Annotated in this window: 14 protein-coding genes; 8 read left to right on the top strand and 6 right to left on the bottom strand. The window is 71.2% G+C overall.

From position 1 onward, the window contains the following. Nucleotides 1–327: 327 nt before the first annotated feature. Nucleotides 328–1,272 (bottom strand): NADP-dependent oxidoreductase, encoded by a 945-nt coding sequence (locus tag ACZ4N5_RS28160; RefSeq protein ID WP_467759831.1) that lies wholly within the window; start codon nucleotides 1,270–1,272, stop codon nucleotides 328–330. Between the two features lie 533 nt (nucleotides 1,273–1,805). On the opposite strand from ACZ4N5_RS28160, the gene ACZ4N5_RS28155 reads away from it, so the two are divergent. Then, complete coding sequence (locus tag ACZ4N5_RS28155; RefSeq protein WP_467759830.1) at nucleotides 1,806–2,825, top strand: LLM class flavin-dependent oxidoreductase; 1,020 nt, start codon at nucleotides 1,806–1,808, stop codon at nucleotides 2,823–2,825. 121 nt (nucleotides 2,826–2,946) lie between these two features. On the opposite strand, the gene sthA is transcribed toward ACZ4N5_RS28155, so the two are convergent. Then, nucleotides 2,947–4,350 (bottom strand): Si-specific NAD(P)(+) transhydrogenase, encoded by a 1,404-nt coding sequence (gene sthA / locus ACZ4N5_RS28150; RefSeq protein WP_467759829.1) that lies wholly within the window; start codon nucleotides 4,348–4,350, stop codon nucleotides 2,947–2,949. A 570-nt stretch (nucleotides 4,351–4,920) separates the two neighbouring features. Between sthA and ACZ4N5_RS28145 the strand changes: the two genes are divergently transcribed. Both ACZ4N5_RS28145 and ACZ4N5_RS28140 read left to right on the top strand, forming a co-directional pair. Then, nucleotides 4,921–6,822, top strand: coding sequence for an AMP-dependent synthetase/ligase (locus ACZ4N5_RS28145; protein ID WP_467759828.1), 1,902 nt, complete (start codon nucleotides 4,921–4,923; stop codon nucleotides 6,820–6,822). 548 nt (nucleotides 6,823–7,370) lie between these two features. Further along, nucleotides 7,371–8,114 carry a class I SAM-dependent methyltransferase gene (locus ACZ4N5_RS28140; RefSeq protein ID WP_467759827.1) on the top strand — a complete coding sequence of 248 codons (744 nt, stop codon included), beginning with the start codon at nucleotides 7,371–7,373 and terminating at the stop codon, nucleotides 8,112–8,114. A 14-nt stretch (nucleotides 8,115–8,128) separates the two neighbouring features. Here the strand turns inward: ACZ4N5_RS28140 and ACZ4N5_RS28135 are convergent, their stop codons facing one another. The 4 genes from ACZ4N5_RS28135 to ACZ4N5_RS28120 all read right to left on the bottom strand — a co-directional run bounded on the left by ACZ4N5_RS28135 (nucleotide 8,129) and on the right by ACZ4N5_RS28120 (nucleotide 12,327). Then, on the bottom strand, nucleotides 8,129–9,973 hold the full coding sequence (locus tag ACZ4N5_RS28135) for a sensor histidine kinase (RefSeq protein ID WP_467759826.1): 1,845 nt from the start codon (nucleotides 9,971–9,973) through the stop codon (nucleotides 8,129–8,131). Next, nucleotides 9,970–10,668: a response regulator gene (locus ACZ4N5_RS28130; RefSeq protein WP_467759825.1), complete on the bottom strand. Its 699-nt coding sequence runs from the start codon at nucleotides 10,666–10,668 to the stop codon at nucleotides 9,970–9,972. Before ACZ4N5_RS28130 ends, ACZ4N5_RS28135 begins: the two co-directional genes overlap by 4 nt. A 130-nt stretch (nucleotides 10,669–10,798) precedes the next feature. Next, the gene (locus tag ACZ4N5_RS28125) at nucleotides 10,799–11,557 is read right to left on the bottom strand and encodes a L,D-transpeptidase family protein (protein ID WP_467759824.1); all 759 of its coding nucleotides are present in this window, start codon (nucleotides 11,555–11,557) and stop codon (nucleotides 10,799–10,801) included. A gap of 128 nt (nucleotides 11,558–11,685) precedes the next feature. Further along, nucleotides 11,686–12,327 (bottom strand): DUF6629 family protein, encoded by a 642-nt coding sequence (locus ACZ4N5_RS28120; RefSeq protein ID WP_467759823.1) that lies wholly within the window; start codon nucleotides 12,325–12,327, stop codon nucleotides 11,686–11,688. A 241-nt stretch (nucleotides 12,328–12,568) separates the two neighbouring features. On the opposite strand from ACZ4N5_RS28120, the gene ACZ4N5_RS28115 reads away from it, so the two are divergent. The 5 genes from ACZ4N5_RS28115 to ACZ4N5_RS28095 all read left to right on the top strand — a co-directional run bounded on the left by ACZ4N5_RS28115 (nucleotide 12,569) and on the right by ACZ4N5_RS28095 (nucleotide 16,291). Beyond that, nucleotides 12,569–12,784 (top strand): DUF4177 domain-containing protein, encoded by a 216-nt coding sequence (locus tag ACZ4N5_RS28115; RefSeq protein WP_151467464.1) that lies wholly within the window; start codon nucleotides 12,569–12,571, stop codon nucleotides 12,782–12,784. Nucleotides 12,785–13,002: 218 nt separating this feature from the next. Then, entirely contained in the window at nucleotides 13,003–13,803 is an 801-nt protein-coding gene (locus ACZ4N5_RS28110) for a VOC family protein (RefSeq protein ID WP_467759822.1), read from the top strand. Between the two features lie 165 nt (nucleotides 13,804–13,968). Beyond that, on the top strand, nucleotides 13,969–14,421 hold the full coding sequence (locus ACZ4N5_RS28105) for a cyclic nucleotide-binding domain-containing protein (protein ID WP_467759821.1): 453 nt from the start codon (nucleotides 13,969–13,971) through the stop codon (nucleotides 14,419–14,421). A gap of 66 nt (nucleotides 14,422–14,487) precedes the next feature. Beyond that, nucleotides 14,488–15,303: an N-formylglutamate amidohydrolase gene (locus ACZ4N5_RS28100; RefSeq protein WP_467759820.1), complete on the top strand. Its 816-nt coding sequence runs from the start codon at nucleotides 14,488–14,490 to the stop codon at nucleotides 15,301–15,303. A 163-nt stretch (nucleotides 15,304–15,466) separates the two neighbouring features. Next, nucleotides 15,467–16,291, top strand: coding sequence for an amidohydrolase family protein (locus tag ACZ4N5_RS28095; RefSeq protein WP_467759819.1), 825 nt, complete (start codon nucleotides 15,467–15,469; stop codon nucleotides 16,289–16,291). Nucleotides 16,292–16,316: the final 25 nt, after the last annotated feature.

Genomic DNA, 16,316 nt, shown 5'->3' with positions numbered 1-16,316 from the left:
GCACAAGGGCCGACCGTCGCCCGGGACGGCCCTACGGCACCGGGGCAGCTGTCACGCGGGACGACCCACGACACCAAGGCAGCTGCCACACCGGACAACCCACGACACCAAGGCGGCCGTCACGCGGGAGGAACCACGGCATCAGGGCAGCTGTCACGCGGGACGACCGACCCGCGGCAAGCGGCGGCAAGCGCAGCGGCTGGTACCCCCACGGCACCGGGGCGGCTGCCACTCGGGACGGCCCTTCGGCACCACAGCACGGGGGCGGCTGTCACATGTGCCGACCCCACGGCACCACTGTGGGCGGCCTCGGGAAGGCGTCCAGGCCTAGGAGACCCGCAGTACGATCTTGCCCCGCCGGTGCTCCCGTTCGAGGGCCGCGTAGGCCCCGGGGGCGCTCTCCAGCGGAACGATGCGGTCGACCTGCGGGACCAGCCGGCCCGCCTCGACGAGTGCCGTCAGCTCCTCCAGACCGGCGCGGTCCGGCTCGACCACGAAGAACACCGCGCGGGCGTCCACCCCGTCCGGCGGCGTCGGCGGCGCGACGACGCCGACCAGGACTCCGCCCGGGCGCAGGACCTGCCAGGAACGGGCCTGCGTGTCGCCGCCGACGGTGTCGAAGACGACGTCCGCGTCCTTCACCTCGGCCTCGAAGCGCTGCCCGGCGTAGTCGATCACGGTCTCCGCTCCCAGGCCACGCACGAAGTCCGCGTCCCGGGCCGCCGCGGTGGCCGTCACCTCGGCCCCCAGCGCGGCCGCGACCTGCACCGCGAACGAGCCCACGCCACCCGCCCCGCCGTGCACCAGCACCCGCTGCCCCGGCGCGATGCCGGCATGCTCGACCAGCCCCTGCCATGCCGTCAGACCCGCGAGCGGCAACGCGGCCGTCCGCTCGTGGTCGAGCGACCCAGGCTTCGCGGCGAGATCCGCCGCGGGAACGGTCACGTATTCGGCCGCTGCCCCGTCCCGGGTGAAGGGAATCAGGCCGTAGACCGCCTCACCGGGCCGGAAGTCCGCGACACCGTGCCCGAGCTCGGCCACGACACCGGAGAACTCCTTGGACGGCACGATCGGCAGTCGCGGGCTGCCGCTGCCGTCCAAACTGTCGGTCCAGGTCGCGTCCCAGCCCAGCTCCCCCGAGGTGACCGACGCCGCCCGCACCTCGACCAGCACGTCACCGGAACCGGGGGCCGGCTTCGGCGCGACCTCGTACATCAGCTCCTCCGGCCCGCCCCGCCGATGACCGCGCACCGCGTACATCGTGCCGTTCATCCGGTTCCTCCTCATCGGGACGGCACAGGGCCGCCGTCGAGTCGTTCGCCATCGGGTCCTCCGGCTCCGGCACGGACCGGCCGTTCTTCACGATAGATCCGGGATCAGCGGCTTTCCTGCCGGGCTCGTGCGCCACACCGTCGCGAGAGCGGGATCGGCGGCTTTCCTGCCGGGCTCGCCCCGTGCCTCATACCGCCGCGAGAACGGGCTCCTGGGTCATCGAGGACTGCGGGGCGCGGTGAGCCCGCCCGCAGGGAACGGGCACCGGCCGACCGCGGGAAGGCGTCGGGCGGCGGAGAGGTCTGACCCGTCACCACGGGGGGAGCGACGGGCCAGACCCTCCGTCCACGGTGCCATGCCCGGACCGTGTCGCGCAGTGCCTTCGCGAAGTCCCGCACGGCACGGTTCACGGACGCCGGGCGCCGTGGCCGCCTGACCTGCCCGGTCCTCCCGCCGGCCCACCATGACCGCCTGCGACAATCTGCGGTGGCGCCGGTGTTCGACGCGGCGTGCCGCGAACGATGGAGGAGCCTGTGCCACTGCCTTCACGCCCCCTGCAAAAGCTGGGCTTCCTGACCATCGGCCTTTTCGACGAGGACGACCCCGGGCGTGGCCACGAGTCCACACTCGGCATCATCGAACTGGGCGAGCGGCTGGGCTTCGACAGCGCGTGGCTGCGCCACCGCCATCTCCAGTACGGCATCTCCTCGCCCGTCGCCGTCCTGGCCGCCGCCTCGCAGCGCACCCGCCGCATCGAGCTCGGGACGGCGGTCATCCCCGTGGGCTGGGAGAACCCGCTGCGCCTTGCCGAGGACCTTGCCACCGTCGACGTGCTGGCCGGCGGCCGCCTCAACCCGGGAGTCAGCGTCGGCCCGCCCCTGCGCTACGAGCGGGTGAAGCACGCTCTCTATCCCGACACCGGCGAGAGCGAGGACTTCGGATACGCCCGCCTGGAAAGGCTGTTGGACTTCGTGCGCGGCAAACCGGCCACCGACTTCAGCGGGACGGAGGGCTTCGAGGTCTTCTCGGACCGCGTACAGCCGCACTCCCCCGGCCTGGGCCGCCGTATGTGGTACGGCGGCGGCAGCCTTCGGTCGGCGCGGTGGGCGGGCGAGCACGGCATGAACTTCCTGACCAGCAGCGTCGTCAAGGCGGAGGAGTTGGAGGACTTCGCCGAGGTCCAGCTCTCCCACGTACGGGCCTTCCGCGCCCACCACCCGGACGGCGACCGCGCCCGCGTCTCGCAGGGGCTCGTCGTGATCCCCACCGACAGCGCCTCGCCCGAGCAGCGCGCGAGGTACGAGGAGTACGCCCTGGCGCGGCTGCCGCGCACGACGGCACCGCAGGGGCCGGCGCGCCTGATGTTCGCGCCGGACCTCGTCGGCAGCTCCGACCACATCGCCGAACAGCTCTACGCCCAGGCCGCGTTCAGGGAGATCGACGAGGTGGCGTTCGCCCTTCCGTTCACCTTCGGCCACGAGGACTACGTCCAGATCCTCACCGACATCGCCACCAAGCTGGGCCCGGCGCTGGGGTGGCGACCGGCCGCCTGAACGAGGCCCGAGAGCCCGCCGGGTGGCGTGACCGCCCCCGGCGGGGTCGGATCGACGTCGAACACGTCGTCCACGCCCACCCGGGAGCGTCTCGCGGCCACCCGGAAGCGTCTCGCGGCGGTCAGTCCCTGAGGCGGTCGATCTGCCGGATCTTGTTGGTCGCGTCCAGGGCGGCGACCTTGTAGGACTCGGCGAGCGTCGGGTAGTTGAAGACGGCGTCGACCAGATAGTCGACCGTTCCGCCGCAGCCCATGACGGCCTGACCGATGTGGATGAGCTCGGTCGCGCCGGTACCGAAGCAGTGGACGCCGAGGAGTTTACGGTCGTCGGGCGAGACCAGCAGCTTCAGCATGCCGTGCGAGTCGCCGATGATCTGCCCCCGGGCCAGTTCCCGGTAGCGGGATATGCCCACCTCGAACGGCACGCAGTCCTCGGTGAGTTGATCCTCGGTCCGGCCGATGAAGCTGATCTCCGGGATGGTGTAGATGCCGATCGGCTGCAGGTCGAGCATCCGGTTCACGGGCTCTCCGCAGGCGTGGTACGCCGCCGTACGGCCCTGTTCCATCGAGGTGGCCGCGAGCGCCGGGAAGCCGATGACGTCACCGACGGCGTAGATGTGCGGCACCTCGGTGCGGTAGTGCTCGTCGACCGTGATCCGGCCCCGCGGGTCCGCGGACAACCCCGCCTTGTCCAGGTCGAGTTCATCGGTGAGACCCTGTCGGCCCGCCGAGTACATGACCGCGTCGGCGGGGATCTTCTTGCCGCTCTCCAGGACCGTGAGCGTGCCCCGGGCGTGGCGCTCGACGGCGGCGACGGTCTCACCGAACCGGAAGGTGACGGCGAGGTCCCGCAGGTGGTACTTCAGCGACTCGATCACCTCGACGTCACAGAAGTCGAGCATCCCGGAGCGCTTCTCCACCACCGTGATCTTGGAGCCGAGGGCGGCGAACATGGAGGCGTACTCCATGCCGATCACGCCGGCGCCGACGATGACCATGGAGCGCGGCACCTGCTCCAGGTTCAGGACGTTGTCCGAGTCCATGATCGTCCGCCCGTCGAACTCGACGGTTCCGGGCCGCGCCGGACGCGTACCCGTGGCGATGATGATGTGGTCGGCGCTCAACACCTTTTCGTTGCCGTTCACTTCGACCAGGGCGACGGTGTGGTCGTCCACGAAGCGGCCCGTGCCGGCGAACAGCGACACGTGGTTGCGTGAGAGCTGGCTGCGGATGACGTCGACCTCGCGACTGACCACGTGCTCGGTGCGAGCGGTCAGATCGGCGACGGTGATGTCCTCCTTCAGGCGGTAGCTCTGGCCGTACAGATCCCGCTGACTGAGGCCGCTGAGATACAGGACCGCCTCACGCAGTGTCTTTGAGGGGATCGTTCCGGTGTGGATGGAGACCCCGCCGACCATGTCGGGGCGGTCGATGACGGCGACCCGACGGCCGAGCTTGGCCGCTGCGATGGCGGCCTTCTGGCCGCCCGGGCCGGATCCGATGACGAGCATGTCGAAGTCGCGCACCTGCGGAGTCTGTCAGCCCGGGACCGCTTCCCGAAAGGGTGAACGGGTGATCAGTCGCCGGAGTGACGGATGAAGCGACGCCTCGCGGTGCCACCGCTGTCATCGCCCCTACAGTCCCGTGCCCGTGCGACAGCCCTCCGTACGGTCACCGTCCGAGCCGACCGCCTCCGCCCCGGCCCGTCCCGCCCCCGGTCCGAGCCGACGGCCGCCATCCTGCCCCCATCACGCCCCCGGTCCGAGCCGACCGCCGCCATCCTGCCCCCGTCACGCCCCTGTCCGGGCGACAACCCTCCGTCCTGCGCCCTGCCCAGACGGCGGCGGCCCTCCGTCCCGTCCCCCTTCGTGCGGCGGCGTCCAGGAAGGACCGTCGGGCGTCAACGGCGGCCGGACAGGCAGGTGTTGGCGTGCCGGCGGGGCGAAAGGAAAGGTCCGGGGAGCGGAAACTCAGCGGTGGGCGAACGCATGCCGGAATGGGGGCGCGGGCGTCGCCCGGGTGGGCTACATTCGGGAATCCTTGACATCGTCGCCTCCGGGGGTGAGGTCAGGTCGAGGAGAATTCCGGAGCGGCGAATGCACCAGTCCCACCTTCCTCCACCGCCAACCGCACTCACCCAGGGGGGACTCGCCGACAGCCTCCGTGAAGCGGCGCTCAGCACCCCTGATCTGCCGCAGCTCGCGCGCCGCGCCGAGGGTCGCTCGGGCGCGTGGACGCAGGTGACGGCGGCCGAGCTGTGGGGCGAAGTGGTCGACGTGGCGCGGGGGCTCGTGCGGTCCGGCGTCCGGCCGGGCGACCGCGTGGCCATCATGGCGCGCACCCGCTACGAGTGGACGGTGCTCAGCTATGCCCTGTGGGCGGTCGGCGTGGAGATCGTGCCGATCTACCCGACGTCGTCGCACGAACAGGTCGCGTGGATCCTGAAGGACGCGCACTGCGTGGGCGTGGTGGTCGAGGACGAGCAGGGCGTCATGACGGTCGGCTCGGCGTGCGCCGCGCTCCCGTTCCTCCGCCATGTCTGGCAGTTGGACACCGGGGCGATCGCGCAACTGGTGGAGCGCGGTCGTGCGATACCGGTGACCGCGGTCGACTCGCTGCGCCGGATCGTACTGGCCGACTCCACCGCGATCGTCGCGTACACCTCGGGCACGACGGGACAGCCCAAGGGCTGCGCATTGACGCACCGCAGCCTGGCGAGCCCCTGCGACACGCTGCTCGAAGGCTGGAGACAGACGGCGGCTCCGCCGGGTGTGCAGCCGGCCGTCCTGGCCTTCCTGCCCTTCTCCCATGTCTACGGCCTGATGGTCCAGGGGCTCTGTCTGCGCGGCGGCATCCTGATGGGGCACGAGCCCGACCTGAGGGAGGAAACCCTCTCCGAGGCCATGCTCTCGTTCCGGCCGACCTATCTCTATGCCGTCCCGTCCGTGTTCGAGAGGATCTTCAAGAACTTCGTGAAGGCGTCCCAACGGGCCGGTCGCAGCGTGCTGTTCGAGCGCGCGGTGCGCACGGCGCAGGACTTCGCCCTGGCCGAGGAGCAGCAACGGCTGGGCACGGGGACGGGCCCGGGCTTCGATCTGCGACTTCAGCACTCCCTCTACGAGAAGACGGTGTACAAGCGGCTGCGCGCCGCGCTGGGCGGACGGGTGTGCGGGGCGGTCTCGGGCGGTTCCCCGCTGAATCGTGAACTCGCCCTGTTCTTCGCGGGAATCGGCATCTTCATCCACGACGGATACGGGCTCACCGAGACGAGCGGGGGAATCACCGCTCAGCCGGTCGGGCGGGAGAAGTCCGGCACCGTCGGACGCCCCCTGCCGGGCACGGAGATCCAGCTGTCCGACGACGGGGAGATCCACGTGTGGGGGCCCTCCGTGTTCCAGGGCTACATCAACGACGCCGCGGCGACCCGGGCCTCGTTCCGGAACGGCTGGCTGGCGACCGGGGACATCGGTCAGGTCGACGCCGACGGGTATCTGACCATCACCGGGCGCAAGAAGGACATCATCATCACGAGTGGGGGAAAGAGCGTGGCCCCCGCCGCTCTCGAGGAACGGCTGCGGGTCCACCCGCTCATCCATCAGGCGGCCGTCGTGGGCGACAACCGGCCCTGCGTGGGCGCCCTCATCACCCTGGACCCCGAGTTCGTGACGCACTGGCGTGCGTCCCGGGCCAAGGGGGAGACACCCGCCCGGGACGCCCGCGAGGAGAACGAACTGCGCGAGGAGGTCAGGCGCGCGGTCGCGGCGGCCAACACCACGGTGTCCCGCTCCGAGTCCATCCGGGTGTTCCGTGTCCTCCCGGAGCCCTTCGACCTGTCCAACGGGCTGCTGACACCCTCGCTGAAACTGCGCCGGGACGCGATCGCCCAGCGGTACGCCGCCGAGATCGAGGCGATGTATCAGACCTCGTCGCGGGTTCCGCGGGAGGCGGCCATCGGTGAGCCGTCGATCCTGGACGACTCGGACAACGTGTTCCGGTGACCCGGACACGGGCGGCCCACGGCGCGGCGCGGGACGTAGGTGCCTCCCAGAAGTGACCTCAGCGGCGTGACGCGGCTCCTGGTCTCCGGCTGCTCGGTGATGTTCATGCGCCCACCTTGCGCCGAACCGTCCGGAGCGACCAGCCCCCTCCCGTGAGCAGGACCACCGGTCCTGGTAGCAACACCACCACGCTCACGGGGAATACGGGACTCCTCGCCCAGATGCCGTGCCACATCCTCCAACTGATGGAGTCCTCCGTGCAGTTCCCGGTCCGGGCGGCCGGAAGCCTACCCGCGCGGCAGAGACGGACCGGTCCGGCGAGTCCCGAGAAATCCCCTGAAGAAGTTCGCCGAGCGCGGCCCGGAATGCGCCTTCCGCGGCCTCTCGCGGGGGCGAGGACGCTCACGGTGGCAGGGGCCGGGGTTGCGGTGTGCCTGCTCCCCCACGAGGCGCTCAGAGACGCTTCCGAGAGATCTGAAAACATGTTCTGACCTGGCACTTCGCTGCTCTCGACCCTACGATCACATCCAGTCGGAGAGGGGGACCGGATGGACCGGACCGTACGCACTGTCGAAGACGTCATGACACTCCTGGACGGCCTGTTCAGTCGCGAGGAAGGCCGGCCGACGACCGGCGACGGCGCGGACTACTGGGACGGCTTCTATGCCGACCGATCGAGGCCGGTCCCGTTCTTCGTGGGGAAGCCCGACGAGAGCCTGGCCGCGTACCTCGACAAGGGCCTGCTCGCACCGGGCCGGGCCCTGGACCTCGGCTGTGGCCCAGGACGTAACGCCTTGTTTCTCGCGTCTCGAGGATTCGAGGTGGACGCGGTCGACCTCGCCCCGGCCGCCATCGCCTGGGCCGAGGACCGCGCTCGCGAGGCCGGGGTTGACGTCCGCTTCTTCTGCGGCGACGCGTTCCGGCTCACCGCCGCCGAACTGGCCGGCCCGTATGACCTGGTCGTCGACTCGGGGTGCCTCCACCACCTGCCCCCACACCGCCGCATCACCTACCTGGCCCACCTCGACCGTGTCCTGGCCCCCGGCGGCCACCTCGCCCTCACATGCTTCGCCTCCGGCGCGATGGGCTCGGAACTCTCCGACGCGGACTTGTACCGCGAACGGCATCTGCAGGGAGGCCTCGCCTACACCCCGCAGTCGCTGCGCTGGATCTTCTCCGATCTGACGGAGGTAGAACTGCGCCGGATGCATGACGAGCCGGGCGAGTCGGAGCTGTTCGGTGAGTCATTCCTGTGGACTGCGCTCTTCCGCAAGGATGCGGCGGCCGCCTGAGACGACCCAGTTTCTCAGCCGGACCCACTGGCGGGTGAAGCGGGTATCTGTGTGCAGGGTAGGCGCAGGGTGAAGACCGTGCCGGTGCCGAGTTCGCTGGTTACGGAGGCCGTTCCGCCGTGGGCGGCGACGAGTTGCCGGACGATGGCGAGGCCCAGACCGCTGCCGCCGGTGCGCCGGCTGCGGGACTTCTCCGCCCGCCAGAACCGGTCGAAGACGCTCGCCAGATCTCCGGGGTCGATGCCGGCGCCGGTGTCGGCCACCTCGAACACGACCTGGCCGTCCTCGTGGTGGGCGGCGAGGGTGACCGTGCCGCCGGCCGGGGTGTGGCGGGTCGCGTTGGACACCAGGTTGCCGAGCGCCTGCCGCATCCGTACGGGGTCCGCGTCCAGCCACGGCGTACCGGCCACCTCGGTGACGAGCCGGACGTCGGCGGCCTCCGCCCCGACGCGGTGTGCCGCGGCGACCTGTTCGAGGAGTTCGTCGGCGCGCACCTCCTCGCGGTGCAGTCGCAGGGTGCCCGCGTCGGCGGCCGCGAGGTCCTGGAGGTCGTCGATGACGCGCTGCAGGACCACGGCCTCCTCGTGCAGGGACGAGAGCAGTTCCGGGTCGGGCTCGACGAGGCCGTCGCGGGCCACCTCCAGCCAGCCGCGGATATTGGTGAGCGGCGTGCGCAGTTCATGCGCGATGTCGCTGACCATCGCCTTGCGCTGCGCCTCCATGCGCTCGCGGCGCTCGGTCAGTTCATTGAACGCGAGCGCCAGGATGCCGGTCTCGTCCTGGGTGGTGACGGGCACCCGTACGTGCCGCTCCGGCGGTTGCTGCGCGGCCTGGGTCAGCGCCCGCAGGGGGCGTACGAGCCGGGTGGCGACCAGCGCGGTCACGGCCACGGTGAGGGCGAGGACGAGTCCGGCGACGCCGAACACCTTGGCCTTGTTGGCCGTGGACATGTCGAAGTGGGGGACGGGCCTGTCCCCCGTGCCGAGGAAGAGTTCGGCGACCGGGGCGACGTAGGGCGCGAGTTGGCGGCGCCGGGCCTCGTCGACGCAGGCCTTCGTCGTCCGGGCCGGGGCGCCGTGCTGGTCGCCCAGTCCCTTCCCCATCAGGTAGGGGGCCGGGACGGCCCCGCTCGTGGCCTCCAGCATCAGTCCCACGGGGTGGTCGAGATGCACCTTTTGCCCGTCCAGACACGTCCGGGTGTACGCCGACAGGACATCCAGGGCCTTCTGCTCGGTCGGGGTGGGGGTGTTGAGCATCCCGTCGGCGCACTCGGTCGGCACATAGCCGGAGTCGAGCCTCCCGTCCCCGTCCGTCAGGGCGGTACGGCCGCTCGGCATGCGTTCCAGGCGGGTCTGGATTCCGTTGCGCGCGAAGCACAGTTGGCGCACCGTGGCCAGCTTGGCCACCCGCAGGCGCTCGGTCGTCGGCAGTCGGTACGGCCCCACCGCGCGGGGGTCGACCCCGGCGAGCTGTGCTCCGGGTTCCGTGTAGGTGTCGGTGCGCAGCGGGTCGATCGTGGCGGCGGCACGCGGCGGCAGGGAGGTCCCGCGGGCCGCGGAGTCCGCGAACGGGGTGCGGTCGCCCGCGGTCAGGGCGATGCGCCGGCCCGTCCTCCGCGAGATCGTGCGCAGCGTACCGGCGACACCGGACCAGTCGGCATGGGTGGCCGCGTATCCGCTGAGCTGCCGGAGGATGTCCATGTCCTCGGCGAGCACCTGGCCCTGCTCCTCCTGGATGGCCCGGGTGGTGGTCTGCACCGCGAGCCAGGCGGTCGCTGCCACGGAGCACAGGGCGATGAGCACCGAGGTGATCAGCAGCCGTACCAGCAGGCTCTTGCGCAGGGGCATGGCGCGGCTCACGCCCGGTCGCCCCTGAGCTTGTACCCGACGCCGAACACCGTCAGCAGGCGCGTCGGACGGCGCGGATCCGCCTCGATCTTCTTGCGCAGGTTCATGATGTGGACATCGATGGCCCGTTCCGTCGAGGCCCGGTCGATGCCTCGGGTGCGGTGCAGCAACTGCCGCCGGGAGAAGACCCGTTCGGGCTCGCCGGCCATCGCGAGCAGGATCTCGTACTCGCCCGGGGTGCAGTCCACGGGCGAGCCGTCGCACCGGACCGCGTGCCGCTCCGGGTCCACCGCGATCCCGGCGGCCCTGACGACCGGATCGCCCCGCCGCTCGGTGGCGGGCCGTCCGCTGCGCCTGAGCACCGTACGGATACGGGCCATCAGCTCGCGCGGACTGTACGGCTTGGTCATGTAGTCGTCCGCGCCGAGCTCCAGGCCGAGCAGGACGTCGTCCTCGGTGGAGCGGGCGGTCAGCATCAGGACGGGGATGTCGTCGTTCTCCCGCAGCGCCCGGCACACCCCGAAGCCGTCGACCACCGGGAGCATCAGGTCAAGGACGACGAGGTCGGGCCGGTGCCGCCGGACCTCGTCGAGAGCGGCCCCGCCGTCGTGGACCACGGTCGCCGTATGCCCCTCGCCCAGCAGCGAGCGGCGTATCAGCTCCGCCTGCTTCTCATCGTCCTCCGCGACCAGCACATATGCGCACACGCGGCCGATGTTAGGGGCTGCGGGGCACGAATCGGCCGGTGAGAGGGGCTTCCCACACCCTGACACCTTCCTCACATCCTCCGGGGACACTGCCGGTGGGCTCGGGCCCACGAGGCCTCCCGGAAGGCGTTCAGCGTGCCAGCGAGGCCGCGTCCCCCATGACCACCACGGGGTGAAGGGCGGGGTCCAGAGCGCGCAGCAGTTCTTTCAGGTCGTGCTCGCGCAGACCGACGCAGCCGTGTGTGGGGCCTCCGTGGTCCACGTGCAGCCAGATCCCTCCGCCGCGGGCCGCGCCCAGCGGCCGGGTCCAGTCCAGGGGTGTGGTGCCGGGCTTGCGGTTGTAGTTGACGGCGACCACGTAGTCGAAGGAGCCGGACAGCGGCTCGCCCTCGAAGCCCGTGCCGGGTGAGGTGAAGGCGCCCGAGCGGTCGTACGGGAGCCGGGTGCCGGGGTCGGGCAGCAGCCCGCCGGCGTCCGTCAGGGTGAAGACACCTATGGGGGAACGCAGGTCGCCGGCGTGATGGTGGTCGGTCCAGCCCTTGAGCGCGTTGTGCGCGGGCCGGCTCGGGCCCGCCTGCCAGCCGGCCTCCGTCCGCTCGTACAGCACCACGGTGGACAGCGGGGAGTTCCTGCCCTCGCCGGTCACCACGACGGCCTGACGGGTCCGCGACGGAACGGCGGCCAGGGTGCGGGGGCCGAGTCCCGGCAGTCGCCGCGGTGCCACGGCGCGCGAGGCGGTCGGGGCCGGGGCCGGTGTGGCCACGCCGTGACGCGCCGGGGAGCCGCCGGCTCCCGGGCCGAGCCGCTCGGCCGGGCCGCTCCCGCAGCCGAAGAGCAGGAACGAGGCGGCGACGATCGCCGCCGGAACACGGTGTACGGGGTTGATCATGCGTCGACCCTGACCGACACATATGAGGAACTCGTCAGGTCGTCCATGGTCCGCCGACTACCCAGGACGCGCCGGATCACCGCTGCTCCGGCGGGGACGTGATCTTCACGTCCCCGTGATCCGTCACATCACGCGTGATCGACCCGCTCGTAAGGGGCGACGGCCTCCCGCGAGTTCACCCAGCCCAGCAGGGACACCGAGACGACCGCGGCGAACGCGCACCACGTCGAGACGAACTCCAGCTCCCACAGCGACCAGCAGGCAGCCGCGCCCACCCCGACCAGGACACCGAGCAGCAGCAGCCCCCGGTCACCGGACATGAGCAACGCGCCGACGGTGGCGAAGAGGTAGCCCGCGATGACCAGTTCGTGCTGGGGCAGGTCGACGACATAGCCCATGGTGTGGCCGCGGATCTCGGCCCTCACGGGACGGACGGCCATGGCGTGCGCGAGCGCCGCCGCGGTCGCGATACCGGCGGCGAGCGGGAACAGCAGCCGGCGCCGGGCACGGCGCGGTGCCGCGCACAGCACGCCCGCCGGCACCCACGCCGCCAGCAGCGGGAGTGCGATCACGGCCCAGACCACGGTGGCGGGACCGGTACCGCCACCGGCGTCCCAGACCCGCGATTCGACGATCTGATGGGCGCCGAGCAGCAGCGGCAGTGCGGCCAGTGGGAGGTCCTGCCTGCGCCGCGCCCGGATCACACAGGCCACCCCGACAGCGGCGACACCGGCACCGGCCGCCAGATCGGCCGTCGCGCTCCAGCACATCGCGCCCCCCGGAATCCGCCGTCACAAGATCCTGCCGTCCGCGGTCCACGCTACGGCGCCGTACGGCCGGGGCGTTCGAGGCGGAGCCCGGCCGGGCGGGCCGCCCTCGCCACGGCGAGGCACGTCATGAAGTTTCAACAAAGGTATCCGTACGGTCCGGTTCGCCCCTGTGCCACGGCTGCGAAGAGTGATTGGGTGGGCCCCGGCCATGCCATCCAACACGCAGGAGAGCTCCGCAACCATGAGCACCCCGTACACCTTCGAATACAAGGTCGTCACGTTCCGTGAGTCGCTGATCGGCGACGCACTGGACAGCGACAAGCTGGAAAAGGTCCTGAACAAGCACGCCGAGGACGGGTGGGCGCTCAAGGCGATCACGGCCGCGGACGTCAAGGGCCGCATAGGTCCCGGCGCCGTGGAGGGGCTGCTGCTCACCCTGGAGCGGCCGCGCGCCTAGCCGTCGCGTGGTGCGCGCGGCGCCGAGGCGGGAGATGCTGTTGCTGATGGGACAGCGGATCCGCAGGTGCTACTGATGCCGTCGGAGGCCTTCCGGCACGGAAGGCCTCTCACGGCTGAACTCACGTCCGGGGACCCGATCGGGTCCCGCACCCCGCGCGACCGCTGCCGACCAGTGCGGTCGGGACGGACGGCCCAGCGAGGTCAGGACGGACGGCGATGAAGAGCGACGGAACACTCCACAGCGGTGTCGTCACCAGCCAGTCGGTGTTCGGCGCACCGTGCTGGGTCAGCCTGACCACGCGCGATCTACGGGCCGCCGAGGGCTTCTACAGCGCGGTTCTCGGCTGGAAATGGGTCTCGGGCACCAGGATGGGCGACCAGTACCGGATCGCCCGTGTCGCCGGGATTCCGGTCGCCGGGATCGCCGAGGTCGGTTTCGTGGCGAGGACGGCGGTCTCCTGGACCCCGTTCTTCGCCGTGGCCTCAGCGGACGAGACGGTCTCCCGCAGCCAGGAACGCGGCGGTACGACCGCGGTGGGGCCGATCTCGCTGCCGCCGGGCCGGGCGGCACTGCTGGCCGACCGGGACGGCGCGGTCTTCGGCATCTGGGAGGGCGAGCTGGTGTCCGGCTGGGAACGCTGGCGCAACGCGGCCCCCTCCTTCGTACGCCTGCACACCCGGGACGCCTTCGACGCCGCCATCTTCTACGGGGAGGTGCTGGGCTGGGCGTCCGCGGTCCCCGGCTGCTGCGAGGTCGACTACGAGGAGAACGAGGTCGTCCTGCGCAGCTTCGGCGACGTGGTGGCCCGGATCCACTCCGGCGCCGTGGGGGCCGCCCCCGACCCGAGCGTCAGACCGCACTGGCAGATCCACTTCGCGGTCGACGACGTGGAGGCCTGCGTCCGCGCGGCGCGCGCCAACGGCGGCACCGCCCGTCAGCAAGGTGTCGGCTCGATGGAAGCCGTCCTCACCGACCCCGACGGAGCCCGCTTCTCGGTGACCTCCCGGGCCGCCTGATGACACCGTCTGCGAAGCACTCGCGACCGCCCTTCGGCGAAGTCGCCCGGCCCACGACGCGACGGATTACGCCGTTCGGGCTCCAATAGAGGATGACGGGATACCCCCGGTACGACAGGCGCCGCCGACCCCCGCGGTCGCGCGGCGACCCGATGGAGGTCCGCGATGCCCACTGCTCTACGGCTCCTGCACGCTCTGTCCCCCGAACACCGCGAACGGCTGATGAGCGTGGCGCGCGAGGTCTCCTTTCCCGCGGACGGGCCGATCTTCGAGGAGGGGGGTACCGCCGACCGCTTCTGGGTGATCCGCTCCGGAACGGTCTCCCTGTACCAGCGGGTCATCGCCGAACGACGGATCACCGTCGCGCAGCTCGGGCCCGGTGACCTGCTGGGCTGGTCGTGGCTGTTCCGCCCGCACACCTGGGACTTCGGCGCCGAGGCGTTCAGCCCGGTGCGCGCCTACGAGTTCGACGCCGGCGAGGTGCGGACCCTGTTCGACCAGGATCCGACGCTGGAGCTGTCGCTGACCCGGACGATCGGCGCCATCCTGGCCCACCGTCTCGAAACGACCCGGGCGGCACTCATCGACCACTACGCGCGCCGTGGGGGCTCCGGCTGAGGGCGCGCGGGCGAGGCCGACGAGCGGGTCCGGCCCAGTGTCAGACCCGGCTGCGACAGTGATCCCATGAACGACATTCTCGACTCCGCGGATGCCCAGGACTCCTTCGCACTCCTGCCCGGTGCGGTCCACTCGCCCGTGATCCTGCACGTGCCGCACTCCTCCCGCGAGATCCCGGCGCCTGTCCGTGACGGCATCGTCCTCGACGACGCGGCGCTGGCGAGCGAGTTGGACCACATCACCGACGCGCACACCGCCGAACTGGCGGCGGCCGCCGCCGAGGCGGCCGGGCTGACGCCGTGGCGGTTCGTCAACCGGCTGTCCCGGCTGGTCGTCGATCCCGAGCGTTTCCCGGACGAGCGGGAGGAAATGCTCGCGGTGGGAATGGGCGCGGTCTACACGCGGACGACGCACCGGGCTCCGCTGCGGCCCGCGGGCCTCGATCCGCGGCCGCTGATCGACCGCTACTTCCACCCGTACGCGCGGGCGATGACGGCCGCGGTCACCGACCGGCTGGCCGCCACCGGGCGGGCCGTGATCATCGACATCCACTCGTATCCGACGGCCCGGCTGCCCTACGAACTGCACGGTGACGGGCCGCGGCCGCCGATCTGCCTGGGGACCGACTCGTTCCACACACCGCCGGAACTGGTCGCGCTCGCGGAGAAGGCGTTCGCAGGGCTCGGTGGTGTGGGGATCGACAGTCCGTTCGCGGGCGCGTACGTCCCCTTGCGGCACTACGAGCGGGAACCGCAGGTCGCGGCACTGATGGTGGAGATCCGACGGGACACGTACATGAAGGAGCCGGGTGGCCCCGTCGGCCCCGGATTCTCGCGTCTTGTCGCGGCCCTGACCATGCTGGTGGACGCCGTGGGCGGGTAGGTCGGGGGCGTCGGCGACGTGGCGGGTAGGTCCGGCGCATCGGCGACGTGGGCGGGTAGGTCCGGAGCATCGGCGACGTGGGCGGGTGGCCAGGGAGCACGGGACCTTCTAGGGTCAGCGGTAAGCAAGCGCTCAGCCACCGATTCAGGGAGGGCACAGGACCATGCCGGTCGTCGACGCGTGGATGCAGCACCCCACTCTCCGTCACTCCAACCACGAGATGTTCGAGTCCCTGCGCCGCTGGACCGGCATGAAGGTGCTGGAGGAGGAGATGCCGGTCGAGGTCACGGTGGCGGCGCTCGCGGCTGCCGACGTGGACACCGGTCTGTCCTCGGCCTGGTACGGACCTCAGGGCGCCCTGATCACCAATGACGAGGTCGCCGGATTCGTGGCGCGGTCGAAGGGCCGGCTGCGCGGGGTCGCGGGCGCCGACCTCACGCGCCCCGTCGCGGCGGTGCGGGAACTGCGGCGGGCCGTCGAGGAATTGGACTTCGTGGCGCTCCGGATCATTCCCTGGCTGTGGCAACTGCCGCCCACCGACCGGCTCTACTACCCCCTGTACACGGCCTGCGCCGAACTCGGCGTCCCCTTCTGCACCCAGGTCGGGCACACCGGACCGCTGCGCCCCTCCGAGACCGGCCGGCCCATCCCGTACATCGACCAGGTCGCGCTCGACTTCCCCGAACTGACCATCGTCTGCGGGCACATCGGGTACCCCTGGACCACGGAGATGATCGCGGTCGCCGACAAGCACGCGAACGTGTACATCGACACCAGCGCCTACACCACCCGCCGCTACCCCCCGGAGCTGGTCGAGTACCTGCGCGGCCGGGGACGGCGCAAGGTCCTCTTCGGCTCCAACTACCCCATGATCGAGCCGCGTCGGGCATTGGAGCACCTCGACGAGCTGGGGCTGGACGAGGAGACCACCGCGCTGTTCCTGTCGGGCAACGCCCGGCGCGTCTTCCGCCTCCCCGATCATTCGTAGATGCTGGAGCCGGAACAGCGTTCGA

The sequence above is a fragment of the Streptomyces sp. NPDC026500 genome, from assembly GCF_055567635.1.
This window is presented reverse-complemented; position numbering and strand designations above follow the sequence as displayed.

What these genes read in the sequence shown, in the direction of transcription:
- ACZ4N5_RS28160 (WP_467759831.1), bottom strand. Translation starts at nt 1,272, where the DNA reads ATGAACGGCACGATGTACGCGGTGCGCGGTCATCGGCGGGGCGGGCCG.
- ACZ4N5_RS28145 (WP_467759828.1), top strand. Translation starts at nt 4,921, where the DNA reads ATGCACCAGTCCCACCTTCCTCCACCGCCAACCGCACTCACCCAGGGG.
- ACZ4N5_RS28140 (WP_467759827.1), top strand. Translation starts at nt 7,371, where the DNA reads ATGGACCGGACCGTACGCACTGTCGAAGACGTCATGACACTCCTGGAC.
- ACZ4N5_RS28125 (WP_467759824.1), bottom strand. Translation starts at nt 11,557, where the DNA reads ATGATCAACCCCGTACACCGTGTTCCGGCGGCGATCGTCGCCGCCTCG.
- ACZ4N5_RS28120 (WP_467759823.1), bottom strand. Translation starts at nt 12,327, where the DNA reads ATGTGCTGGAGCGCGACGGCCGATCTGGCGGCCGGTGCCGGTGTCGCC.
- ACZ4N5_RS28115 (WP_151467464.1), top strand. Translation starts at nt 12,569, where the DNA reads ATGAGCACCCCGTACACCTTCGAATACAAGGTCGTCACGTTCCGTGAG.
- ACZ4N5_RS28110 (WP_467759822.1), top strand. Translation starts at nt 13,003, where the DNA reads ATGAAGAGCGACGGAACACTCCACAGCGGTGTCGTCACCAGCCAGTCG.
- ACZ4N5_RS28105 (WP_467759821.1), top strand. Translation starts at nt 13,969, where the DNA reads ATGCCCACTGCTCTACGGCTCCTGCACGCTCTGTCCCCCGAACACCGC.
- ACZ4N5_RS28100 (WP_467759820.1), top strand. Translation starts at nt 14,488, where the DNA reads ATGAACGACATTCTCGACTCCGCGGATGCCCAGGACTCCTTCGCACTC.
- ACZ4N5_RS28095 (WP_467759819.1), top strand. Translation starts at nt 15,467, where the DNA reads ATGCCGGTCGTCGACGCGTGGATGCAGCACCCCACTCTCCGTCACTCC.